Source organism: Streptomyces sp. NBC_00885 (assembly GCF_045207475.1).
Classification (GTDB): domain Bacteria; phylum Actinomycetota; class Actinomycetes; order Streptomycetales; family Streptomycetaceae; genus Streptomyces.
On the sequence record NZ_CP108796.1, the window covers coordinates 113,112 to 136,144 of the forward strand.

General features: G+C 67.2%; 19 protein-coding genes and 4 pseudogenes. 16 read left to right on the forward strand and 7 right to left on the reverse strand.

Translation table 11 applies throughout. The features are described 5' to 3' along the window. Window positions 1-279: 279 nt before the first annotated feature. Window positions 280-528: pseudogene (locus OHA61_RS00625) on the forward strand (transposase); the annotation flags it as partial. On the opposite strand, the pseudogene OHA61_RS00630 reads toward OHA61_RS00625, so the two are convergent. Next, window positions 520-1,023 (reverse strand): annotated as a pseudogene (locus tag OHA61_RS00630) (transposase); the annotation flags it as partial. The pseudogenes OHA61_RS00625 and OHA61_RS00630 sit on opposite strands and share 9 nt — an antisense overlap. 76 nt (window positions 1,024-1,099) lie before the next feature. On the opposite strand from OHA61_RS00630, the gene OHA61_RS00635 reads away from it, so the two are divergent. Continuing rightward, window positions 1,100-2,653, forward strand: coding sequence for an ISL3 family transposase (locus OHA61_RS00635; protein ID WP_406301160.1), 1,554 nt, complete (start codon window positions 1,100-1,102; stop codon window positions 2,651-2,653). 113 nt (window positions 2,654-2,766) lie between these two features. On the opposite strand, the gene OHA61_RS00640 is transcribed toward OHA61_RS00635, so the two are convergent. Beyond that, a protein-coding gene (locus tag OHA61_RS00640; RefSeq protein WP_406301159.1) for an IS3 family transposase occupies window positions 2,767-3,935 on the reverse strand; the annotation gives its coding sequence in 2 pieces (ribosomal slippage) (window positions 2,767-3,683 and window positions 3,683-3,935; 1,170 coding nt in all). A 164-nt stretch (window positions 3,936-4,099) separates the two neighbouring features. On the opposite strand from OHA61_RS00640, the gene OHA61_RS00645 reads away from it, so the two are divergent. Further along, window positions 4,100-4,636: a DEAD/DEAH box helicase family protein gene (locus OHA61_RS00645; RefSeq protein ID WP_406301161.1), complete on the forward strand. Its 537-nt coding sequence runs from the start codon at window positions 4,100-4,102 to the stop codon at window positions 4,634-4,636. Window positions 4,637-4,851: 215 nt separating this feature from the next. Here OHA61_RS00645 and OHA61_RS00650 read toward each other — a convergent pair whose 3' ends face one another. Continuing rightward, complete coding sequence (locus OHA61_RS00650; protein WP_406301162.1) at window positions 4,852-6,030, reverse strand: acyltransferase family protein; 1,179 nt, start codon at window positions 6,028-6,030, stop codon at window positions 4,852-4,854. A gap of 16 nt (window positions 6,031-6,046) precedes the next feature. Then, a complete protein-coding gene (locus OHA61_RS00655) occupies window positions 6,047-6,874 on the reverse strand; it encodes an SGNH/GDSL hydrolase family protein (RefSeq protein ID WP_406301163.1) in 828 nt (275 codons plus the stop codon). Between the two features lie 704 nt (window positions 6,875-7,578). Here OHA61_RS00655 and OHA61_RS00660 point away from each other — a divergent pair. The 7 genes and pseudogenes from OHA61_RS00660 (at window position 7,579) to OHA61_RS00690 (ending at window position 14,222) form a co-directional block, all read left to right on the forward strand. Next, complete coding sequence (locus OHA61_RS00660; protein ID WP_406301164.1) at window positions 7,579-9,456, forward strand: S8 family peptidase; 1,878 nt, start codon at window positions 7,579-7,581, stop codon at window positions 9,454-9,456. A gap of 203 nt (window positions 9,457-9,659) precedes the next feature. Continuing rightward, a pseudogene (locus OHA61_RS00665) lies at window positions 9,660-9,785 on the forward strand (winged helix-turn-helix domain-containing protein); the annotation flags it as partial. Window positions 9,786-9,884: 99 nt separating this feature from the next. After that, complete coding sequence (locus tag OHA61_RS00670; RefSeq protein WP_406307627.1) at window positions 9,885-10,715, forward strand: hypothetical protein; 831 nt, start codon at window positions 9,885-9,887, stop codon at window positions 10,713-10,715. Between the two features lie 168 nt (window positions 10,716-10,883). Then, window positions 10,884-11,780 (forward strand): helix-turn-helix domain-containing protein, encoded by an 897-nt coding sequence (locus OHA61_RS00675; RefSeq protein ID WP_406301165.1) that lies wholly within the window; start codon window positions 10,884-10,886, stop codon window positions 11,778-11,780. A gap of 295 nt (window positions 11,781-12,075) precedes the next feature. Further along, a complete protein-coding gene (locus tag OHA61_RS00680) occupies window positions 12,076-12,951 on the forward strand; it encodes a helix-turn-helix domain-containing protein (protein ID WP_406301166.1) in 876 nt (291 codons plus the stop codon). Between the two features lie 623 nt (window positions 12,952-13,574). After that, a pseudogene (locus tag OHA61_RS00685) lies at window positions 13,575-13,736 on the forward strand (helix-turn-helix domain-containing protein); the annotation flags it as partial. A gap of 198 nt (window positions 13,737-13,934) precedes the next feature. Beyond that, window positions 13,935-14,222 (forward strand): hypothetical protein, encoded by a 288-nt coding sequence (locus OHA61_RS00690; RefSeq protein ID WP_406301167.1) that lies wholly within the window; start codon window positions 13,935-13,937, stop codon window positions 14,220-14,222. A gap of 41 nt (window positions 14,223-14,263) precedes the next feature. On the opposite strand, the gene OHA61_RS00695 is transcribed toward OHA61_RS00690, so the two are convergent. Then, window positions 14,264-15,601 carry a cytochrome P450 gene (locus tag OHA61_RS00695; protein WP_406301168.1) on the reverse strand — a complete coding sequence of 446 codons (1,338 nt, stop codon included), beginning with the start codon at window positions 15,599-15,601 and terminating at the stop codon, window positions 14,264-14,266. A 493-nt stretch (window positions 15,602-16,094) separates the two neighbouring features. On the opposite strand from OHA61_RS00695, the gene OHA61_RS00700 reads away from it, so the two are divergent. Both OHA61_RS00700 and OHA61_RS00705 read left to right on the forward strand, forming a co-directional pair. Next, window positions 16,095-16,505: a BlaI/MecI/CopY family transcriptional regulator gene (locus OHA61_RS00700; protein ID WP_406301169.1), complete on the forward strand. Its 411-nt coding sequence runs from the start codon at window positions 16,095-16,097 to the stop codon at window positions 16,503-16,505. Between the two features lie 62 nt (window positions 16,506-16,567). Beyond that, entirely contained in the window at window positions 16,568-17,056 is a 489-nt protein-coding gene (locus tag OHA61_RS00705; RefSeq protein WP_406301171.1) for a helix-turn-helix domain-containing protein, read from the forward strand. A 633-nt stretch (window positions 17,057-17,689) separates the two neighbouring features. Here the strand turns inward: OHA61_RS00705 and OHA61_RS00710 are convergent. Then, a complete protein-coding gene (locus tag OHA61_RS00710; protein WP_406301172.1) occupies window positions 17,690-17,833 on the reverse strand; it encodes a hypothetical protein in 144 nt (47 codons plus the stop codon). On the opposite strand from OHA61_RS00710, the gene OHA61_RS00715 reads away from it, so the two are divergent. The 4 genes from OHA61_RS00715 to OHA61_RS00730 all read left to right on the forward strand — a co-directional run bounded on the left by OHA61_RS00715 (window position 17,822) and on the right by OHA61_RS00730 (window position 22,059). After that, entirely contained in the window at window positions 17,822-19,057 is a 1,236-nt protein-coding gene (locus tag OHA61_RS00715; RefSeq protein ID WP_406301173.1) for a cytochrome P450, read from the forward strand. The two genes, OHA61_RS00710 and OHA61_RS00715, sit on opposite strands and share 12 nt — an antisense overlap. 41 nt (window positions 19,058-19,098) lie before the next feature. Continuing rightward, entirely contained in the window at window positions 19,099-19,290 is a 192-nt protein-coding gene (locus OHA61_RS00720) for a hypothetical protein (protein WP_406301174.1), read from the forward strand. A gap of 320 nt (window positions 19,291-19,610) precedes the next feature. Then, window positions 19,611-20,849: a cytochrome P450 gene (locus tag OHA61_RS00725; RefSeq protein ID WP_406301175.1), complete on the forward strand. Its 1,239-nt coding sequence runs from the start codon at window positions 19,611-19,613 to the stop codon at window positions 20,847-20,849. 559 nt (window positions 20,850-21,408) lie between these two features. Further along, a complete protein-coding gene (locus tag OHA61_RS00730) occupies window positions 21,409-22,059 on the forward strand; it encodes an SMI1/KNR4 family protein (protein ID WP_406301176.1) in 651 nt (216 codons plus the stop codon). Window positions 22,060-22,120: 61 nt separating this feature from the next. Here the strand turns inward: OHA61_RS00730 and OHA61_RS00735 are convergent, their stop codons facing one another. After that, complete coding sequence (locus OHA61_RS00735) at window positions 22,121-23,014, reverse strand: hypothetical protein (protein WP_406301177.1); 894 nt, start codon at window positions 23,012-23,014, stop codon at window positions 22,121-22,123. Between the last annotated feature and the right edge of the window lie 19 nt (window positions 23,015-23,033).

A 23,033-nucleotide genomic window follows, 5' to 3' on the forward strand; every position in this document is an offset into this window, starting at 1 on the left:
CAACACCGCTGTCCGAGAAGCGCAGGGCCCCTCAGACAGACTCCATGATCGGTATGGCAACGGCTTCTAAAGGTTTCTGGTTGATCTGACTGGCCTACGCTCGTTCGGCCGAGAGTCTGCCGTCGAAGGCGATGTCGAAGGCGTTCATCGCGTCCTTCCAGCGGTTGGACCAGCGTTGGCGTCCGCGGCCGGTGGGGTCCAGGGCGAGCGTGGTCAGGTAGAGACGATTGAGGGCAGCGGTCGCGTTGGTGGTCGAGATGATCTTCCTGATCGGGGGCGATTTACCCCGTGATCTTCATCGACGCGATCCACGTGAAAATCAGGGACGGTGCCGTCGCGAACCGCCCCGTCTACGTCGCCCTCGCAGTCACCACCGAGGGCCGACGCGAGATCCTTGGGCTGTGGGCCGGCGACGGCGGAGAAGGAGCCAAGCACTGGCTGCACATCCTCACCGAGATCAAGAACCGCGGCGTTGGCGACGTCCTCATGCTCGTCTGCGACGGGCTGAAAGGACTTCCCTACCTTGTCGGTGATGGTCGAGATGGTCTGGCGGGAGACGTCGGTGCCATAGACCTGGGCCAGGTGGGCCTGGACCTCGCCGGTCGTCAGGCCCTTCGCGGCGAGCGAGATCACCATCTCGTCGACGCCGGTCAGGCGCTTCTGCCTCTTTCGCACGATCTTCGGTTCGAAGGAGCCGTCGCGGTCGCGGGGAACGGCTATCTCCACCGGGCCGACCTCGGTCAACACGGTCTTGGAACGGGCGCCGTTGCGGGAATTGCCACCGTTCTTCCCGGCCGGATCGTGCCGGTCATAGCCGAGGTGGTCGGTGACCTCGCCCTCCAGAGCGGACTCCAGCAGCCGTTTCGTCAGCTGCTGCAACAGCCCTCCGTCGCCGGTCAGCTGCAGCCCCTCGGCTTTGGCCCGGACCACCAACTCCTCGATCAGCTCGTTGTCCACGGCCTTTGCCGACTGCGGCTCAGCCACCTCGACGGTCTCAGGTTCAGGCACGTTGTTACTGGTCATCGGCGCATCTTCCATGATCAGGAGTTACACCGTTCGTTTGGCCCTGTCTCACATTCGGTGGTGACGGAGGGTTGTGATGGGTCGTTGGCATGGCGTGCGTGATGTCAACGAGCTTGTAGATGTGGTGTTTTCGGGTCTGTCGCCGCTGGCCATCGAGGATGTGACCGACGAGGCCGAGCGGATTCTGGTGCGGGCACGGACGCCGGAGGAACCAGTGCCGTGTCCGGGTTGCGGGGCGCCGTCCGATCGTGTGCACGGCTTTCACCTGCGGACCGTGGCCGACGTACCGGTGGACGGGCGGCGGGTGGTGGTCCGTGTGCGGGTGCGGCGCCTGGTGTGTCCCACGCGCGGCTGCCGTCACACCTTCCGCGAGCAGGTGCCTGGCGTGCTGGAGCGATACCAGCGACGCACAGCCCGTCTGACCAGGCAAGTCAAGGCCGTGGTCAAAGAGTTAGCGGGCCGGGCGGGGGCACGTTTGCTTTCGATACTCGCGGTGGGCTTGTCGCGTCACACTGCCCTGCGCGCCCTGTTGCGCATCCCGTTGGCCGTCGGGCGGGTGCCTCGCGTGATCGGCGTCGACGATTTCGCTCTGCGCCGGCGGCACCGCTATGCCACCGTGGTGATCGACGCCGAGACCCATGAGCGGATCGACGTACTGCCCGACCGCACGGCCGACACCCTGGAATCGTGGCTGCGGACCCATCCGGGCGTCGAGATCGTGTGCCGCGACGGCTCGGCCACCTACGCCGAGGCCATCCGCCGCGCCCTGCCCAAGGCAACACAGGTCGCTGATCGCTGGCATTTGTGGCACAACCTGTGCGAAGGCGCCCTGAGCGAGGTCAAGGCGCACAGCGGCTGCTGGGCCACCGTGCTGGACGCACCCCTGTACAACGGGCCCCGCGCCCAGACCACCCTGGAGCGCTGGCACCAGGTCCACGACCTCCTCGAGGCGGGCGTGGGCCTGCTCGAATGTGCCCGCCGCCTGCAACTGTCCCTGAACACCGTCAAGCGCTACGCCCGCGCCGACCGACCCGAGCGGATGCTCCGCGTCCCCAAGTACCGGGCCAGCCTTGTCGATCCCTACCGCGAGCACCTGCGAAAACGCCGGGCCGAAGACCCCGCCGTCCCCGTCCTGCACCTCTTCGAAGAGATCAAAGCCCTCGGGTTCACGGGCTGCGTCAACCTGCTTCACAAGTACATCAACCAAGGCCGCGCGGACGCCGAACGCAGCCACATCTCCGCGCGCAGGCTCGCCCGGATGCTGCTCACCAGGCCCGACAACCTCACGTCCAAGCATCACGGCCTCCTCGCCCGGCTCACCGCCGCCTGCCCCGAGGTGACACAACTGGCCGCCCACATCCGGACCTTCGCCCAGCTCCTGAAGCCACACCCAGGAAATGCCGACACGCTCGAGTTCTGGATCGCCCAGGTCCGCGCGGCCGATCTGCCGCACCTGCACGCCTTCACCCGAGGGCTGGAGCGAGACCGTGACGCTGTGATCGCCTCTCTCACCCTCCCGCACAGCAACGGACCCACCGAGGGCGTCAACACCAAGACCAAGCTGATCGCGCGGCAGATGTACGGCCGGGCAGGCTTCCCGCTCCTCCGCCACCGCATCCTCCTCGGATAGCGTCACCCTCCGCCACCACCGAATGTGAGCCAGGGCCGCTCGTTTGACAGACCCCAACTGAGCTGAGACTGAGGGGCCCTGCGCTTCTCGGACAGCGGTGTTGAGGGTTCTCTTTATGCCGCCGTCTGCAACTCCTCGTACTCGGCGTGGACTTCTGCGGGAGTCTTGTAGCCGAGGCCGGAGTGGAGGCGTTTTCGATTGTAGAACATCTCGATGTAGCGGACGATCGCCCGGTGGGCATGTGCGCGTGTTGGGAACGTAGTTCGGTGCACGAGTTCGTTCTTGAGGGCGCCGAAAAATGATTCAGCCATCGCATTGTCCCAACAAACACCGGTGCGGCCGACCGACGCTCGCAGGCCCAACGAGCGGAGCTTGCAACGAAGTTCCCGAGACGTGTATTGACTGCCGCGATCGGAATGAAATACGCAGCCTTCGGCGAGGTCGATGTTCCGGACTGCCATATCGAGTGCATCCGATATGAGAGAGGTCTTCATATGGTCGGCCATCGCCCAGCCGACCACAGCTTTGGTGTGGCAGTCGATGACGGTCGCGAGATACAGGAACCCGGCCCAGGTGTGAACATAGGTGATATCGCTGACCAGTTTGCGCCCGGGAGCGTCAGCGGTGAAGTCACGGGCCAGCAGGTCGGGCGTGGCCGGCGCCGCATCATCGGCGATCGTGGTCGCCCGCCAGGGCCGCGGCTGGCATGGCACCAGGCCGAGCTCGCGCATCAGCGCGCGGACCAGCTCCGCTCCGGCCTGCACGTTCATCCGCTGGAGCGCGGCGTGGACACGCCGGTAGCCGTAGGTCTCCTGAGAGTCAGAGAAGACCTTGAGGATGACGGCCCTCAGTTCCGCACGGCGCTTCGCGGTGGCCGACAATGGCCTGGACCTCCAGTGGTAGAAGCCCGACGTGGATACTCCCGCCCAGGTGCACATCTGCTGCACGGGAAAGTTGTCAGCCTCGCCGTCGATGAACTCGTACTTCTCCGTCACCGGTATTCCTGGGCGAAGAAGGCCGCCGCTTTTCCCAGGAACTCGGTCTTCATACGGAGTTCCCGGTTCTCGCGTTCCAGTTCGCGCAGGCGGGCGCGTTCGCTGATGTTCAGGGGAGGCTCCTCCCCGGCGTGCTCTTGCCGGTACCGGCTGACCCAGGTGCCCAGCGTTCCCTCGTTCACTTGTATCTCTCGGGCGACCTCGGCGATCGGGCGGGACTCCACGACCACCATCTTGACCGCCTCGTCCCGAAACTCAGGACTGAACTTCCTACGCTTCTGTGCCACGTGCTCTCTCCGCCGTTCTGGACTTCGATCCTATGGGGACCGCTGTCCGAGAACTTCGGGGCGCCTCAGACCTCACAGGCGGGCGTGGCGGGGCGATGTTCGGCGTGTGCTCGTTGCGCGGTGATGAGGCGGTGGGGCTGCGGTGCACCACGGATGCAGGTGAGTTGAGCGCGTGGCTTGAGGGCCGGGAGCGGGTGACGGTGTTCGCCACGTATGCGGCGCTGGGGCTCGGGGTGCTGGAGCGGGCGCATGCACAGGGTCTGGGCGGGTGGGACCTGGTGGTGGTGGACGAGGCGCATCGGACATCGGGTGCGGCGGGCAAGGCGTGGGGGGCAGTTCATGACAACGGGAAGGTGCCGGCGCTTCGGCGGGTCTACATGACGGCCACGCCACGGTTGTGGGAGGTGCCGGAGGCGGACGGAGAGCGGGATACGCGCGGTGAGGGGCGGGAGGCGGCCCGGGTGGTCGCGTCGATGGATGACGAGGCGATCTTCGGGCCGGTGGTGTACCGGTTGTCTCTGTCGGACGCGATCGACCAGGGCGGCGAGGCCGGTGATCAGGACGGGGACGCCGGGGCCGGGCAGAACATACATCGCGGCCCCGGCCAGGGTCAGTGGTGCGCCTCCGACGACCACGCCCGCCTCATCCAGTACACCTGCGGCACCAGCGCCAACCAGCAGTTCCAGCGGCCCGCCATCTGAAACACCCCCTGAGCCGAAAGTTTCGCTGCACCGCCCGACGCCAGGCCCGGGCGGTGCAGCGAACCTATGGAGCGCAACCCGGAACCGGCCATCCGTAGCCGCTGAATCACGGATACGCACTCAACGGCAGGGGCTGTGGGATGGCCGCCCGGGGCCAAGCCCCCACCCAGGCAGTATCAGGCAGTCGCTCACTGTGCCGCTGCCTTTCGCGTGGCTCACCTCAACTGGCTGATGTCTACGGTGCCCGCGCCCGACACCGGTGCAGGAACTGCCACCCACAACGCGACCCCGATCAGAGCCAGTGCCACCATCGCTACCAGGCCGCGCCGGCCGCGCGCCCAACCCGAGCGGAACCTCACTGGATCCTCGACCAGCCGCTTCGTCGCTTCAGCGGCCACCAGCGACACGCCGATCGCGACGGCGGCGCCGCCCCAGTCCCCGAACCCGGAAAGCCGGGGCAGCAGGAGCAGATACACCGGCCAGTGCCACAGGTACAGGCTGTAAGAGACCTCACCCAGGCGGCGCGGCAGGCGGCTGCCCGCGACCCGGGACGCGCTGGTGCCCGGCACCTCGGCCATGAGGACGATCAGAGCTGCCGCAGCCAGGGAGTGCAGGAACAGCCCGCCCTGGAAGAGCAGCGGCGCTTTCTCGCCCTCGGTCATCGCCCACGACAGCGCGAGTGCGCACGCCAGGACCAGGCACACCGGGCCGGCTGTGCGGCGTGGCACCTGGCGCGCGAGATTGCGTACCGGCGCGGTGGCCACAAGCGCCCCGAACAGCAGTGCGGCCGCGCGGGTGTCGGTGCCCTCGTAGGCGCGAGTGGTGTCCACCGCAGCGCCGAGCGAGACGGCCAGAGCCAGGGAGAGCACGGCGCCCGCCCCGGCGAGCAGGGCCACGATCCGCTCGCCGTAGCGGCCCCGGGCTGCCACCGCCACCACCAGCGGCCAGGCCAGATAGAACTGCCACTCCACACCGATGCTCCACAGATGGGCGAAGACCCGGCTGTCGGAGGCATTCCAGTAACCGATCTGCTCGGCAATGTAGTGCCAGTTGACGGCCTGGGCCCCGACCCACGGCACGTCTTCGAGCGCGAACCGCAGCTGAGCCGAGGTCCCCCAGGCCCACGTCGCCGCCACGGTCACGACCACCACGCACACCAGGGCGGGCAGCAGACGACGGGCACGGCGACTCCAGAACGCGGCCAGGGCGACCCGGCCGCGCCCCGCCGCCCCACCGAGCAGCAGCCCGGTGATCAGGAACCCGGACAGCACGAAGAACAGATCAACGCCCAAGAAGCCCCCGCGCAGAAGCCCGGCGTGGAAGAGCAGTACGGCCGCGACTGCGAACCCACGCAGCCCGTCGAGGGCGGCGATATGCACACGACGCCCAGTCATGAGATGTGCCGCTCCCTCAGCCGTCGCACTTGAGTGTGGCGTACCGGTCATCACTGGTCCAAGAGCCCTTGGCCCAGGTGTCCACGGCTGCGGGCGTGAAGCCCTCCTTCTTCCCGAGCTCCGTGGCGAACCAGGCTGCGAAAGCGACCGCCCCCTGCTGGCAGTTGTGGATCCCGTCGGAAGCCCGCTGAGCCTTCTTTGCCGAGGCATCGATGCCCCACAGCTGCGAGGCGTCGAGGAACACCGCCGCGCCGCCACTGTTCTTGGCTACTTCCATGGCGACCTGGGGAGCGGTACGCATCTGCGACGCGTACTTCTTGTAGAAGTCATCGATCTTGATGGGCGGGGCCGGAACGAACACCGTCTTGGCCCCGGCGGCCTTGGCTGTCGTGACGAGCTTCTCGTAGGCGGCGCGCTGCTGGTCCTGGGTTCCCCAGTCGTACGTGGTGATCTGGTAGGCGACCACGGTGGGTTGGAACGACTCGACGTTCTTGGACAGTTGCTTCCACGTGTCGGCAGCGATCGTCTTGGTGATCTCCTCGCCGCCGGCGACGACCGTACCCCCGCCGTCGGACGAAGCGTCCTTGAACTCCACGCTGCTGGCTTTCAGGGCCGCACCCAGGGCAGGGCCTTCGGCGCCGGCGATGGAGTCGCCCGCCCACAGCACCTTCGTACCGGTCCTGTTCACCTCGTTCGCCGTCGTGCTCTTCCCTCTGTCCGGGCCTGCGCATCCGGCCAGGGCGACACCGAGCACGGCGGCCGCTGCCACCGTGGTCAGGACATGGCGGGAGGGACGACGGGACGTGACTCGATACGGGAAACGGGACCTGTGGCTGCTGTTCATGCACCCAGCAGAACAGCACGAACGCTGTCTTCCGCCCGCCATCATCGTTTGCTCATACAGCGGACAACAAACGCTCATGGAGGTGCCGGACCTGCGTATCCGCAGAGCCGCAGGACTTCACCACGTCCGCCCAGGCCCCGCCCCCGGGCCACACCACTGCCCGGCCGGGCAGTGGTTGGCCACCTGCCGGCGCACACGATGGTGCCGAACGCAGTGTGGGGCGGGGTGCGCCGGTATCCGTAGCACCCGGTGCCGCGTGCAACGCAGAACACGAAAGATCCTGGTCGGGCGACGAGTCGACGGCCGGCCAGGGCGCACGCGACCTGCCCCGGAGAGCTCGCCGCCTCGTAGTCCGCGCAGTTAAGTACGTACCCGTGATTTGCCGCTGCGCATAGTTAACTCCCGTACGCCGGGCCTAAGTTCGAAGCACCGCCGGACTCGCTGTCCCCGGGGGCCGCACGGTGCCTGCAGGATCCAGCGGGCAGTGTGCGCCACGGGAGGCAGGGCGCGGCGCGTGTGTTCACGGACCCTGTCGACGCAGGGCGGGACACACCCACCCGGTGCGGTCGCGGTCATCCCCCTGTCCGTCGGTAACGGCGGAGGCCCGACCGCACGGGGCAGCCGGCAGCCGGCTCAGGCGGACATCTCCTTCACACGACCCGGTGTTCGGCCTGCCCGAATCCGGTCCACGCGAGAGGCACGCAGTGAACCCACACCGAAAACCCAGGCGGGCACGCATACTCGTCGCCGCTGCACTGGGCAGCACGCTCCTCGGCATCGGCGCCGTGGCCACCGCCATGGCCGGGGAGGAATCCTCCGAGTCCCGGGCCGGCGCCGCCCTCGCTTCACCGAAGTCCGCGGCGTCGGCGGCTCAGCAGACCGGCGGCCTGATCGTCGGCTACAAGCCGAAGGCACCCCAAGCGCATTCGGACAAGGCGGTGCGCGAGGACACCCAGGCCATTGCCGCACAGGCCGGCGAGAAGCTGTCGTACGACCGCCGTCTGGGCACGGGAGCGGCGCTGGTGGACCTCGGCGGAGTACAGCCGGCCAAGGACGTCGCCGTTCTCATGGACCGATTCCGGGCCGACCCGGACGTGGCCTACGTCGTCCCGGACCGCCGGGTGCAGGCCGTCAAGTCACAGGACGTCGCCGACACCGACGTCCCCGATGGCGGCGACACCCGCACGGGCGACGGCGACTTCTTCCCCGAGCAGTGGAACCTGTCCGAGGCCAAGGCGGGCATGGACGTTCCCGACGCGTGGAAATCGTCCACCGGCCAAGGGGTGACGGTCGCCGTCCTGGACACCGGCATCACCGAGCACTCCGACCTGGCCGCCAACACCGTCGCCGGATTCGACTTCATCACCGACACCTTCTCGGCGAACGACGGCGACGGCCGCGACGGCGACCCCACCGACCCGGGTGACGCCACCAAGCCGGGTGACTGCGGAGGCCAGTCGACAACGCCGTCCAGTTGGCACGGCACCCATGTCGCGGGCATCGTGGCCGCCCCCGCCAACGGCAAGGGTGTCGCAGGCGTCGCCCCCGGCGTGAAGGTCCAGCCTGTTCGAGTACTGGGCCGCTGCTCCACCCCGAACTCCGACATCATCGACGCCATCACCTGGGCCTCTGGCGGACCCGTCAACGGCGTACCCGACAACAAGACGCCTGCCCAGGTCATCAACATGAGCCTGGGCCTCGTGGGCCCCTGTGACGAGGCCATGCAGAGCGCCGTCGACGGAGCCGTCGAGCGCGGCACGACGATCGTCGTGGCAGCGGGAAATCGCGGCACGCTGCCTGCGCCTCAGGATGCGGGCAACTTCGACTGGGCCAGCTGCAACAACGTCATCACCGTCGCCGCCACCGACCGCGACGGGAACAAGGCCGAGTACTCCAACTTCGGCGATGTCGTCGACATCGCGGCCCCAGGCGGTGACATGAGGCAGGACCCCGCCAACGGCATCCTCTCCACGTTCAACTCCGGCACCATTGAGCCCGGTGCCGAAAACTTCAAGTTCGAGGTGGGCACCAGTCAGGCCGCCCCGCACATCGCAGGCCTCGCCGCCCTGATGAAGGCCACCAACCCCGCGCTGACGCCCGCGCAGATCGAGTCGGCAATCCTTGCCAACGCACGGCCCCTGCCCGGCACGTGCGAGGGCGGTTGCGGCGCTGGGCTCGCCGACGCCGCGAAGACCGTCGAGAGCGTCTCGAACGGCGCCGCACCCCCGGCCGACTCGTCCTCGTCGCCGCCCTCTGCGCCTTCCTCGCCTCCCCCTTCGCCCTCGCCGTCGGCCGGCAACGGACAGGCGGCGGACGGCACGGACCTCAGCGCGTGCTTCGACAACACCTGCGAGGTCGAGGTGACAGGCGGAGACACGATCAAGCTCGACGGCACGGCAGGCGTCGACGAGTTCACGGTCGACAGCGTCGCCGACAACACGCTGACCTTCACGGCATCGTCCGGCAACGGCACGCAGCAGTCCAGCGGCAGCCAGACCAGCCCGGGCCGCTCCACGATCGACGACCTCGTCGTGGACCTCATCAGCATCGATGGCGACCGGGCGACCATCCAGCTTTCCTGATTCGGCTCGGTGCGTGCTGCTGGAACAGTCGGGAGGCGCAGCCGACCTGCTGGGCCGGTCGGCTGGCAGAACAAGAACAACACGGCCTCAACGCCTACCGTCTGACGTGCGCCTTCGGCAGGATCCGGGGTTCCTGTTTCCGCATTGCCGGGGCCCCGCACGGGCCTGCAGCTGAGGTTGAAAGGCTGGGGTCACAGCGCCGGCTGACGCAGTGGACTCTCGTCCGGGTCGCGGAGCTGATCCACCGTTCATGCGGCTGCAGGTACACCCCGCGCGGAGTGTACCTGCAGCACCGGCTCGGATGGTCCCCGCAGGTGCCCGCGCACCGGGCGCATCACCGCGCCTCGACCGGGCCGAGGCGCTGGTCAGCTCCCGCCGCCACGTGCCAGGATCGCGTTTCCGGAGATGAGCACAAGGGGGTATGGGCGGTGAGTGAGGTTTCGGCGCGTCAGGCGCAGGCAGGTACGGGGGGTTTCGCGCATGACCGCGACGAGATGATCAGACAGCTCGTCGAGCGTGAGCAGCGGCGCCTCGGAATCGCCAAGAAGGACCTGGCGGAGCGGCTTGCCATCACACCTCGGCAGCTCCGCAACTGGATGCTAGAGCCCTCGAACCTGGCCCTTGGCCAGGTGGAGAGGCTTGCGCAGGCCCTTGAATTGAGCGCTTCGAGCCTGGCCAATCTCTATGTCCTGCGGGGGCTGATGCCGCCAGCGCCGCCGGTCGAGGAGCTCATGAGGACTCCCGAGATGGCTCTCTACAAGAGGATGATCGACGGGCTGGAGCATGCCTCCGTCGTCTTCGGCTACGCATGGGACGTCGTCCTCTACAACAACGAGTTCCGGGACCTCTTCGGAGGGGTGAGCCCGCACGAGTCGGCTCACCCCACTCGAAACCCCATGCGCTATGTGCTCTTCCACCCAGACGCCGCTTTGATGCTCGGCGGAGGGGACAGCGAGGCGTACCGAGAGATGTGGCTCATGCCGTCCCTGGCCGAATTGGCAGCCACCTTGCAGCAGCAGCCGGCGGACGAGCGGCTCTTGGCCATTGAACGGGACGTCAACAGCCGTCCCGATCTCCTGCGCGCCTATCGCGATGCTCCGCGCTGGATCGTGGAGCACAGCGACATCCCCGTCAACGCCGACCCGCGTCCCATCCGTGACCCGCGCACGGGGGAAATGGCCCACGTGCAGATCGTCATCGAGGGGCACCGGAGCTACAAGCCGATGACGCTCCAGCGGTCCACGATGATCCTCGCTTGACCGCTGAGCCAACGCGCAGGGCGAATCGGGGGCGGGTTGATCAGTCGCGGCTCCGGCCGTTACCGTGCAGACCGTTTCGTTCCCGCCGTCTCGCCCCGGCGTCGCAGTGGCAGGCGACCGGGGGATTATGGGCGCAGGCAGGAAGAGCACATGGCACAAGGGGGAAGCATGGCTGGCGAGTCTGAAGTGGTGGTGTCACCGGCGGCACAGGGCATCGATCGCGAGCCCGACCAGTTGGTGCGCGACATCCTGGACAGTGCACGTGCGGCCCGGGGGCTGACCCGCAAGTCTCTGGCCGAGGAACTGGGGGTTCACGCGCGGACGCTGCGGAACTGGATGCAGGCTCCGGCCGGGTTGACCGCTGAGCAAATCGAGCGCCTCTGCGCGTGCCTCCCCATCAGTGCGGAGAACAGGGCAAATCTCCGACTCCTGACTGGGCAGAGGTCGTCAATGCCGACAGCCAGCGCACTCAAAGGCACGCCCGAGATCGAGGTTTACCAACGTTTGATCGACGGCTGCTCCCACCCGTCCCTCGTGACCGACCATGCCGCCGAGAACATCATCTGGAATGACGCCTTCCGCGATGTGTTCGGAGGCGTAACACCACACAGATTCGCCCATCCGATGCGGAGCGGGCTGAAGTACATACTTTTCCACCCGAAGGCGTATCAGATGCTAGGCGGTGGCGACATGGAGGCGTTCCGCGAGGGCTGGCTCATGCATGCCCTGGCAAACTTCAGCGCAGCCTTGGAGCAGCACCCAGACGATGAGAATCTGCTGATGATCGAGCGGGAGATCGCGCGGCGTCCCGGGCTGCGGAAGATGTACGCAGCCACCCCCGCGTGGATCTTCCAATGCGGGGACATTCACACACACCCCAGCCCTCGCCCCTTCCGGGATCCACGCACAGATGAGTTGACCACCGTGCAAGTCGTGACCCAAGGGCACCGGGGCTACCAGCCGTTCACACTGACGCACGTGTCTTTCATCGTTGCCGATGCCCCTTCCGCTCCGCAGGTCGCGGGTGATTCACGGCCTGCGCGAGCTCAGGGGCCAACGGCGTGATGTGCAGCTCGACGATGATTCCGTAAGGCAACTGACCAGTGGTCAGTGCCTGGCCAGTGGTTGGGCGGGAGGCGGCATGTGAGTTGGGCATTGCGCAGCCGCACGAGTGGCCGGTCCCCGGGGTCTCGGCCCCGGCTCACACCCGGGGGAACCGCTCGGCGCTGGCTTCGGGGGTGCTCGGTCGCGGCTCCAGCCGGTACCGTGCAGACCCGTTCGTTCCGGCCACCTCGCCCAGGCGGCGCGCCAGGCGACAGGGGGATTATGGGCGCAGGCAGGACGAGCACAAGGGGGAAGCATGGCTGGCGAGTCTGAAGTGGTGGTGTCACCGGCGGCACAGGGCACCCCTGTCGATCCGACCGCGCACAACGCTGTAGTGGTCGAAATGATCAATCGTCATCGCACGGCCGAAGGCATCACCCAGAAGGAGCTGGCCGAACGGCTCAAGATAACGCCGAGGTCCCTGCGGAACTGGATGGCCCGCGCGTCCAGGCTTGAGGCGCGGGAGGCGGAGCGCCTCGCCGACGCGCTGAACATGAGCGGCGAGAACCGCAAGAACCTCCACGTTCTGACGGGGAATGTGCCGCCTGCTCCGCAGGCAACCGAGCTTCGCCGCACCCCGGAAATGGCTCTCTACCAGGCCATGATCGACGGGACGGAGCACCTCTCAGTCGTCTACACGGAGTGCTGGGACATCGTCATCGGCAACCAGGCTTTCCGGGACATCTTCGCTCAGGTACGGCCACACGCAACGGCCCATCCGTTCCGCAACACCACGCGGTACGTCATGTTCCATCCCGACGCGTACTTGATTCTTGGTGCCGGCGACAAGACCGCCTTCCATGAGGACTGGCTCATGCCCACACTCGCTCACTTCTCCGCCACGTTTCAGCAGCTCCCCGAGCATCAGCGGTTGCAGGACATGGAGCGGGAGATCATCCAGCGCCCGGCACTCCGCCGGGCGTACCGGCAGGCTCCCGCGTGGATCGCAGAGAACGGGGATATTGCCATCAACCCCTCGCCGCGCCGGTTCTTGGATACGAGGGTGGGCCGGGTCATGGACGCGCACATCATCACCGAGGCCCATCAGGGCTACCAGAGCCTCACCCTGCAAAGGGCGACGTTCATCCTCCGCGACCGCCAGGCCACCACGGAGAATCTCACCTGCCAGTAGCAGGTCCTTTTCGACGTCGATGCGCACGAGCAGAACATCGCCCCGGTACGGGCATCCGGCCTCAGCCGTTCCCCGCAGCCCCGGCAGTTCCTCTCCACGGCCCGTCCGGTGCCCTCGGGACACCACGCCGGCCTAGGACACCAGGCTACTCAGAACGGGGGCTTAGATCTTTGCCGGTCCCCTGCCGCTCCGCAGGCCGCGGGTGATTCACGGTCGGCGCGAGCTCAGGGGCCAACCGCGTGATGTGCAGCTCGACGACGATTCCGTAAGGTACTGACCAACGGTCAGTACCTGGCCGGTCCCCAAGTCTCGGCGCCAGCCGCACCTGGTGTCTGCTCAGCGCTGCCCCATGAGCAGGTGGTCAGGTCAGCGCCGTAGGCGTGCGCGGTAGCGGCCAGGTGCCCGCCGAACTGGGAACATCGTCGCGCCTCGACCGGGCCGAGGCGCTGGTCAGCTCCCGCCAGCGCGTGTCAGGATCGCGTTTCCAGAGATGAGTGCCAGGGGGTATGAGCGGTGACTGAGGTTTTGGCGCGTCAAGCGCAGGCCGGTACGGGGGACATCGCGCATGACCGTAACGAGTTGATAAGACAGCGCGTGGAAGGTGAGCAGCAGCGCATTGGAGTCAACAAAAGCTGGCCGAACGGCTCAACATGACGCCGAGGTCGCTGCGGAACTGGATGCTGGACCCCTCGAAGCTGGACCCCAGCCAGGTGGAGAAGCTTGCATGCGCGCTGGAAATGAGCGCTGCGAACAGGGCCAATCTGTACCTACCAGATGATGATTGACGGAGTCGCGCACCCCTCCGTTGTCTACACCTACGCCTGGGACGTTGTCCTGTACAACAGAGAGTTCTGGGACTTCTTCGGAGGAGTGCGCCGACATGAGTCGGCTCACCCCGCCCGAAACCCCGCGCGCTACGTGATGCTCCACCCGGACGCCCCCTTGATCCTCGGCGGCGGGGACCCCGAGGCGTACCGCGAGATGTGGCTCATGCCCGCGCTTGCGCACTTCGCAGCCACCTGCAACAGCGGCCTACAGACGAGCGGCTCCTGGCCATCGAGCGGGACATCAACAACCGACCTGCTGTCCAGCGCGCGTATGGCCAGGCGCCGCGCTGGATCGTGGAGCACAGCGACATCGCCATCAACGCCGATCCGCGCCCCGTCCGTGACCCGCGTACCGGGAAAATGACCTGCGTCCACATCATCACCGAAGCGCACCAGGGCTACCAGGCCACGACGCTCCTACGGTCCACATGGGTCTTCGCCTGACCGCCACACCCCAAGCGCAGGGCCCCACTCGTGCTAGAGTGTCAGCTTTCGTCGCGGGGGTGCACGGTCATCGGCATTCGCGTGGGATGGGCCATGGAGGACTTTGCCTCGGTGGGCGCCTTCGTGCCCGGCACGGGCCGCAACTTCCAGCGCGGCAGGATCGTGGCCAGGGTGATGGTCGCCTCCATCCAGGAGAACTTGTCGCCGATACATTTCCGGTTTCCGGCCCCGAACGGGACCATGTGCTCGCGCGGCCGCTGGGCCACTTGCTCGGGAAGCCAACGATCGGGGTCGAAACGGTCCGGGTCCGGGTACAGCTCCGGGTTGCGGTGCAGGGCGTACAGGCTGATCAGGACCTCCGTTTCGGCCTGCAGTGCGAAGCCGCCGATCGTGACCGGCTCGGTGGTCCGGCGCATCAGGGCCACCACGCCATGCAGCCGGAGCGCTTCGTCCAGGACCCGGGTGATGCTGGGCAGTTGGGGGACATCGGCGAAGGTGACGGGCCGGTTTCCCGCCGCCTTGTCGATCTCGTCCAGCACTTCGCGCTCGATGTCGGGATGTTCCGCCAGGTGGTGCAGCGCCCAGGCGAGAGTCGAGGCCGTCGTCTCGCTGCCGGCGAACAGCATCGTGGTCAGCTCGTCCCTGACCTCCTCATCGGTGAGGCCCGCCCCCGTCTCGTCACGGGCAGACAGAAGCAGGGACAGCAGATCAGTACGGGCCTCCGGGTCGGAGGCGCGAGTCTGGGTGATGACGTCGTCGATCACCGATCGCATCCGTGCCGCGGACTTGTCGAACTGCCGCCAGATCGGCCAGTTGTCCATGAACTGCGGGGCAAGCGCGCGGCGCAGCATGTTCTTGAGGACGATCGGCAGATCTTCGCGGACGGACTCGACGGCCTGGCGTCCGATGTCGGTGCTGAACAGCGTGGCGGCCAGGGTCTCGATGGCGTGTCGGCTCATCACCTGGTTCACGTCGATCTGCTGTCCGGCGCTCCAGGACACCGCGAGCGTCTCGGCCCGGTCGCCCATGACCTCGGCGTACCCGGCCAGCCGTTCCTTGTAGAACATGGGCTGGATCAGACGCCGGTTGCGGATATGCGTCGGGCCATCCGCAGTGCCGACCCCGTTGCCGACCAGCGGGCGTACGCGGTCGAAGAGGCGGCCCTTCCTGAACGCCTTGGCCTGCTTCACCATGACCTCGTTGACCGTGGCGGCGCTGGTGACCACGACGATGGGCATGGGGCCGATGTCGAGCCGCAGCACGGGCCCCTCGGCGTGCAGCGATCTGAGGACGGCCAGCGGATCCCTCATAAGCCTCGGGACGTGACCGAGGCCGGGGATGCTCCCCTTCGCGCTGGGTATGGCTGTCAACGACGACACAGGGTTTCCTTTCACGTGACAAGCACGCCAGCGATCGACTCGCGATCAGGCGCGTGTCTGAGGATCGTGCGGTGGGCGTGGGGCAGAGGGACAACCGAAACGCTCTACTAGGCCTCATCGTAGATGTATCTACCGGAGTGCCAACAGGGTGGATTTTTGGGGGCGTTGCTCGACACCAGCCAAGTTGGAGAGCCTCGGCATCCCTGCCGGCCGCGTGCGGCTATCCTGGCGCCCGGGGCATCAATCGTCGGGCCCGCCCCCTCGCTGCCGCCAGGCAGATCCGTCCCTTACGCCAGCGGATCGCCTCTCATTGGGGCGGAATTCGTGCCTTCGAGGAGCCGCACCGGAGCCGTGGGGGAAAGTCCTTCCATGGCGACATCATCGCGATATCTTCACGGCACGCCAGGAAGAGGACTCCCTGTTTCCTGTTCAATCGCCGGGCCCCTGGGCAGCTGGCCGATGGGCTGCGCGAACAGGCCGTTAGGGTGACGAGGTGACTCGTGAACTGGGGGAACTGGAAGACGCCGTGATGACGGTCGTATGGGGCACCGCCGCACCGATGAACGTCCGCGAAACGATGGATGCTTTGCGGGCGGGTGACCGGGTGCTCGCCTACACCACCGTCGCCACGGTCCTGGTCAATCTCCATGCCAAGGGATGGCTGTACCGCACCCTCGACGGCCGGGCCTTCAGGTATGCGGCGGTGTGCACGCGCGCCGAGTACGCCGCTGGCCTGGTAAAGCAGGCCCTGGACCACAGTGACGATGCGACAGCATCCTTCGTAGCCCTGGTCTCGGGCATGTCGCAGGACCAGCGGAACGCGCTGGAGACCGCTCTCCGCATCGCCGGGGAGTCACGTGACGATGCGGGCAGTACCCGCGGGGCGGGCGGCGGCGAGCAGTGACATACCCAGCTCAACGTGAGGCAGAGGCAGCCGTAGCCACCGGCTCACCAGCACGCCACGCCATGGTCGTCCAGCTCATCGAGGAAGTCCGCCGGGCCCAAGGTCTCACCAAGAAGGCTCTGGCGGAGCAGCTTGGGCTCACGCCGCGGTCCCTGCGGAACTGGATGGATCGTGCTTCATGCTTGCAGCACACCGAAGTTGCGCGGCTGATCGAGGCACTGGAGATGAGCGCGGAGATCGGCACCAACATGTACATCCTGACCGGGCAGATACCGCCAGCCCCGCCGGTGGGCGAGCTGCTCCGCACTCCGGAGATGGACCTGTACCAGGACATGATCGACGACCTGACAAAGTGCCCTTCCGCCGTCTACAGCGACTGCTGGGACGTAGTGATCACTAACCGGGCCTTCCGCGAGGTCTTTGGACGGGGTGCGGCGCCACGCCACCGCCCACCCCATGCGCAACACCCAGAACTTCATCTTCCTTCCACCCCGACGCTCCCCAACTCCTCGGCGCAGGCGACGCCACGGCCTTCCGCGAACAATGGCTGATGCCTGCACTCGCTCACTACTCGGCCACCCTGCAGCAGCAGCAGCCAGAAGATCCCCGCCTCCAAGCGGTCGAGCAGGAAATCAACCAACGCCCCGCCCTGCGCCGGGCGTATCGCCGGGCGCCGGGCTAGATCGCGGAGAACGGCGATATCGCGATCAACCCCTCGGCGCGACTCCTCTGGGACCCCCGCATCGGGAGGTCGGTCGATGCCCACATCATCACCGAGGCTCATCAGAGCTACCAGCCCATGACCCTCCAGCGGGCAACCTTCATCCTCCGCGACCGCCAGCCGAAAGCGAGCACAGCGTTCGAGCAGCGCGCCCTCTTGGCACTCTCCGGAGACCACATCGGTGCGTAGCAGTTACCTCGGAACGAAGGCGCAACGGTGACCGCTCGAATCGAGGTGATGAGTTTCGCCAACGCCGTTGCCGCCGACCCATGTTGACGTTCTGTCGGGTCGCCCAGGTTTGGATATGCTGCCCCCGGCTCCCGATCTTGCTCCCGGCTGGCAACGGAGCCCGCGGCCCGATCCGCGGTCAGCGCAAACGATCATGAGCGCCCCCGGCCTGGCCCTTGGTGACGGGGAGTCGCTCCCCACTTCCGGAGGCGCCGTGTCCCCCCAACCGCCCATATCAGGTCTCGTACCGCCGCCCGGCTGCCCGGCTCACGGCATGAGCACAGCCGGACTCCAGCGCCTGCCGGAATCCGACGACCCGGCCACGCTGTACGAGGAGCTGCGCCAGCAGTACGGGCCCGTTGCACCCGTGCTGGTCCACGGCGACGAACCGGCCTGGCTCGTTCTCGGATACCAGGCGAACCTGGACGCCATGCGCAACCCGAGCCTGTTCTCCCGCGACCCGCGGCTCTGGACCGCCTTCCAGCAGGACAGGGTGCCGGCGGACTCGCCTCTCAGACCCCTTGTGGGCTGGCAGCCGCTGTGTGTCTTCACCGACGGAGATGAGCATGCCCGCCTGCGCGGCGCGGTCGTCGACGGGCTGGCGAAGTTCAATCGTCATGGCATTCGGCGATACGTCGGCCACTACACCCGCGAGCTCGTCCAGAAATTCGCGGCCTCAGGATCGGCCGATCTGGTCCGCGACTACGCCGAGCAGCTTCCCATGCTGGTCATGAGCCGACTGTTCGGCATGGCCCCGCACGAGGCCCCTGCCTTGGTCGAGCCCACGCTCGATCTGGTACGCGGAAGCGAGACGGCGGCCGCCAGCAATCAGATCGTGACCGAGGTGCTTCAAAGCCTAGTGCAGCGCAAGAAGACGGCGCCGGGCAACGACCTCGCCTCATGGCTTATCGCTCACGAATCCGACCTCAGCGATACGGAGATCGTGGAGCACCTGCGCCTGGTGCTCGTCGCCGCACATTCGAACACGGTCAACCTGATCGCCCACACCTTCCGGATGCTGTTGACCGATCGCCGCTTCCGTGGAAGCCTCTCCGGCGGCCAGATGACGCTCCCGGATGCGCTGGAGCAGGTGCTGTGGGACAGCCCGCCTACCGGCGCCTTCCCCGGCCGGTGGGCCACGGGCGACACGATGCTCGGCGGACAGCAGATCAAGGCTGGCGACATGCTGGTCCTGTGCCCAACCGCAGCCAACCTCGACCCCGAGCAACGGCCGGACCTGAGCCTGCCGATGCACGGCAACCGTTCACACCTCGCACTGAGCGCGGGACCGCATGAATGCCCCGGTGGCGACATCGCCCGCGCCATCGCCGACACAGGCATCGACAAACTGATGGAACTCCTGCCGGACATGCGCCTGGCTATTCCTGAGCACGAGTTGACGACTACAACAGACTGGATTTCCCGCCGCCCCACCGCCCTGCCGGTGAAGTTCACCCCACCGCGGTCCAGCGCCACCGCGACAAAGGCATCGGGTGCGGCCCAACCGCTTCCCGAAGCCGAGGTGTCACCGCCCGAGCAGAAGCCGACTTCCACTCCCCCAGCGGCGAGGCCCTGGTGGAGATCCCTGTTCTCACGACGCTGACCACGCCTGCCCGTTCGTCCACACGAGACCTTGGAGACAGCGTGGCTGTCTATATCGCCATCGCCGTTGCCCTCCTCGTCGGCGTCGCTGGTGCCGCGTGGAAGTGGAGGTCGTTCGGCGAGAACGTCCTCGCGCCACTGGTCCTGCTGCCCCTCCTGGGTCGCGTCGACCGGCCCCGCGGGGGCTCGCGCTGGATCGTGTTGCGCCGGCGCGGCACACCTCGGCAGCGCTGACCCGGGCTGCTGCGCTTGACCCAGGCCGTCCCCACAGGGGGCGGCCTGGACTTGCATGGCCAACGCCACCGATCTACCGGCGCGCCGTGACGCGCCGCGTGTTCTGCGCGTCGCCCGCCCCGAATGATCCGGGGATGCCGCCCCGTTCCTGACGGCATCCTGTGGACCGGACCACTGGTGCAGAGGCAGTCGGCCCAGTCGGAGCCGATGAGCCAATGGAGCCGGAAGTCCTTTAGCCAGGTGGCTAGTTGGCAGACTTTGCAGGCGACGCCCCGCGAGTCACGCTGATCGAGACTGCCCCCTCTACTGATGGAGTGTCCGTGCTGACCCACCGCCCGCTCTTTCCGCTCGACCCGCACGCCGACCCGATGGAGGAGGCACGGCAGCTCCAGGCGCTGGGCCCTCTGGTCCCTGTGGAGCTACCGGGGGGTGTCGCAGCCTGGGCAGCCACGGACTACGCCACCGCCAAGGAAGTCCTCGGCCACCCCGCCATGACCAAGGACCCCGAGCACTGGGCCGCACTGAGGGACGGACAGATACCCGACGACTGGGAGCTGATCGCCCTCGTACGCGGAGCTGCCATGCTCCACGCAGGCGGCGACAATCACCGCCGCCTGAGACAGCTGGTGAGCTCCGCCTTCCACCGGGCGCCCGTGGAAGCTCTGCGCCCCCGCGTCGAAGAGATTGCCGGAGAACTGCTGGACGGCCTGGCCACCGCAGGCCCGGTCGAGCCTGTCGACCTGCGCGAGCTGTACGCCTACCCGCTTCCCGTGCGGGTCATCTGTGAGGTCCTCGGCGTTCCCGACTCCGCGGTCTCCGAGCTGCGCCACCGCTTCGACCGCCTGGTGACACCGCAGGAGTCGGCCACCGGTGAGGCCGACATCCGGGTAGCCGTGGCGGCCATTTACGCCTGCCTGGCGGCGCTGATCGAGACCAAACGCGCCAACCCCGGGGACGACCTGACGACCGAGCTGATTCAGGCACGCGACAACGGCGATCGGCTCAATGATCAGGAGTTGATCGAGAGCCTGTTCCTGCTCCTCATTGCGGGACACGAGACCACCATCAATGCGGTCACCAACACCGCGCGTTTGCTGCTACAGAACCCGAAGATGCTCGCAGCGGTCCGCGATGGCGGCGAGGACGCCCCCACGTGGGCCGACGTAGTCGACGAGGGGCTTCGCCGGTCGGCTCCCGTCCGGCACGCCATCATGAGCTACGCCACCAAGGACATCGACATTGCGGGCGTCCGGATCTCCGAAGGTGATCCCGTCATCGCCAGCCTGTTCGCCGCCGGCGTGGATCCGAGCCAGCACGAGAACCCCGAGGATTTCGACGTCAGCCGCCCCACACGCCGCGATCATCTCGCCTTCGGCCACGGTGCACACTTCTGCCTCGGCTCACGCCTGGCCAAGCTGGAGACCGAGGTCGCCCTGAGCGCACTGTTCGCCCGCTACCCCGACCTCACGCTGGCCGGCGACCCCAGCCGCTTGGCTTCCATCGCCCTGCAAAGCTTCAGCGAGCTGCCGGTCTACCTCGGTCCCGACGACCACAGCTAGCGCTTTGTCCAGGTCGTCCCCGCAAGGGGGGCGGCCTGGGCTGCCCGGCCCAATGACGCGGCCGGAGGGGGTTACCTGGCCAGACCTACCAAAAGAACGGTCGGTGATCCGGCTGGGCGTCGGCGCCCAGCCGGATCCGCCTGCTACGAGGCGCTGGATCGGCTCCAAGGCAGCCGCCCGGGGCCGGTCGACCACAGCCAAGCGGAAGCCGGGAGGCCTCGCGGCAGCGCAGAGCAGGCGGGGCAGCTGCGGCGCGGCGGCGTCGAAACAGTTCGGCTTGCGCAGATCCCGCCTCGAGTGAGGGTGCATGGCGAGACGCACAACAGCTTGGCGATCGAGGTGATCGAGCAGCTGGGTCGGGCAGAAGGTCGCGGGCACGCGCGGATGATCTCTTCGGTTGCGGCGGTGCGGCGCCCGTCGATCCTGCCGGGGCACGGGCTGCGTCCAGGCCATCGTTGGTGCCGATGGATCAGCTCGCGGATGAACTCGGCCAGGGCGGCGAAGATGTGGAAGACGACCCCCGGCCCCGACAACGGCCCCCGGACAGGAGAAACGACCCATGACCGGCACCGACAACACACAGGCTCGGCAGATCGCCGACACCTGGCAGCGCATCGACACCTGGCTACGCGCCCACGCTCCCGCCACCCACGCCGCACTCAGGCCCGGCGCAACCGAGAACGAGATCGCGGCCGTCCAGGACGCCACCGACGCCCGCATCCCCCACGAACTCAAGACGCTGTGGCGCCTGACCGCGGGCGACAACGGCATCAACGGAGCCGGATTCCTGCTGGGAAACCAAGCCCTGATGACCCTGGACGCCGTCACCGCCTTTCACCGCCAGCAGATGAATGCCCAACGGCACGAAGAAGCCCTCAACGCCAACCGCCAGACACCAGGCGACGACCAGATCACGATATGGACCACGTCCTGGATACCGGTGTGCTCCTTCGGCGTCACCGACCGTAGCTCCGGCCTCTACCTCGACACCGAGACCGGCTACCTGGGCCACTGGAGCCGGTACAACGACGACCGGGGCGACGAAGACGAACGCGACACACTGACCACCTACTTGGAAGAAATCGCCGACAGCCTTGAAACACCCTCACTGGCCACACGCGACAAGCCGGGACTGATCAACGGAGCCCTCGTATGGGGCAGCATGATCAACCCCGATCTGGAAGACCAGTGGGTCGCCTTTGAAGGATGAAACACGCGAAAGGGGGAACCGGCCGTTGGCCGGTCCCCCCTCACCGCGTCGTCAGGACGCCTCAGCCGACCTTGCGCCAGGCGCAGGTGGTGTTGGCGTTCGCGCAGTGCTCGAACCCGGGGTTGGAGACGAAGAATCCGTCATCGTCCAGCATGCGCCACGAAGGAGCCGGGAAGCTCTTGAAGGCTTGCTGGTTTTGCGTGCTCGCAATAGCCGCACGGTCGCACCGCTCCGTGCCGTCGGGCCCGTCCACAGCCTTCCGTGTGTCGGCGAGGAGGCCGAAGTTGGCCGAGCCGTCGCCCATCTTGTCGGTGAAGAGCTGGGCACACTGGTCCCCGTTGGTGACCTGGTTGACTCCGCCGGGGAATCCGCCACTCTCGTGGGTGGAGGCCATGGCGTACTCGTCGCAGTCCATCGAGCCCACGGCAGCGTCGGAAGGATGCGCGGTCCAGTTGCCGCACATTTTGTTACGGCTGTTGTCCGAGGTCCACGGCTTGCCGGTGCTGGGGTTGGTGACCTTGGTGTCGGGGCCGAGGTAGTGCAGCAGAGAGTCCCACCTCACCGAGCCGGCGTGGTCGGGCATCTTCTCCTGCATCAGCCAGTAGTACGCACCGGCAGCGGGATAGAGGTTGGTGTCAACGGTGTAGGTCGGCTTGAAGTACGGCAGAACGCAACCGGGCGCGCTGCTTTTGAGGATGTCGTCGCAGCGGGGGGCGAGTTCCCTCACGCGCACGTCACCGCTGGTGCCGAAGTTCGCTGTTGCGGGGTTTCCGCCGGCGTTCACGGTGGCGGTGATGGACCATCCGAGGTCGATGGTCTCCTTGCCTGTGCCGGACCAGGTGGTCTGGATGGTGCCCCATCGGCCGCCGTACCGGCTGTCGGGCTCGATGGGCCAGTATGCATCGCCACCCGCGGGGTTGTTCTGGTCGTCCGCCCACCTGATGTTCGACGTCACACAGGACTTGCACGTCGAC

Bases quoted from the DNA above. Each gene is read 5' to 3' on its own strand.
- OHA61_RS00635 (WP_406301160.1), top strand. From the start codon at position 1,100: ATGGGTCGTTGGCATGGCGTGCGTGATGTCAACGAGCTTGTAGATGTG.
- OHA61_RS00650 (WP_406301162.1), bottom strand. From the start codon at position 6,030: ATGACTGGGCGTCGTGTGCATATCGCCGCCCTCGACGGGCTGCGTGGG.
- OHA61_RS00655 (WP_406301163.1), bottom strand. From the start codon at position 6,874: ATGAACAGCAGCCACAGGTCCCGTTTCCCGTATCGAGTCACGTCCCGT.
- OHA61_RS00675 (WP_406301165.1), top strand. From the start codon at position 10,884: ATGGCTGGCGAGTCTGAAGTGGTGGTGTCACCGGCGGCACAGGGCATC.
- OHA61_RS00680 (WP_406301166.1), top strand. From the start codon at position 12,076: ATGGCTGGCGAGTCTGAAGTGGTGGTGTCACCGGCGGCACAGGGCACC.
- OHA61_RS00705 (WP_406301171.1), top strand. From the start codon at position 16,568: ATGGTCGTCCAGCTCATCGAGGAAGTCCGCCGGGCCCAAGGTCTCACC.
- OHA61_RS00730 (WP_406301176.1), top strand. From the start codon at position 21,409: ATGACCGGCACCGACAACACACAGGCTCGGCAGATCGCCGACACCTGG.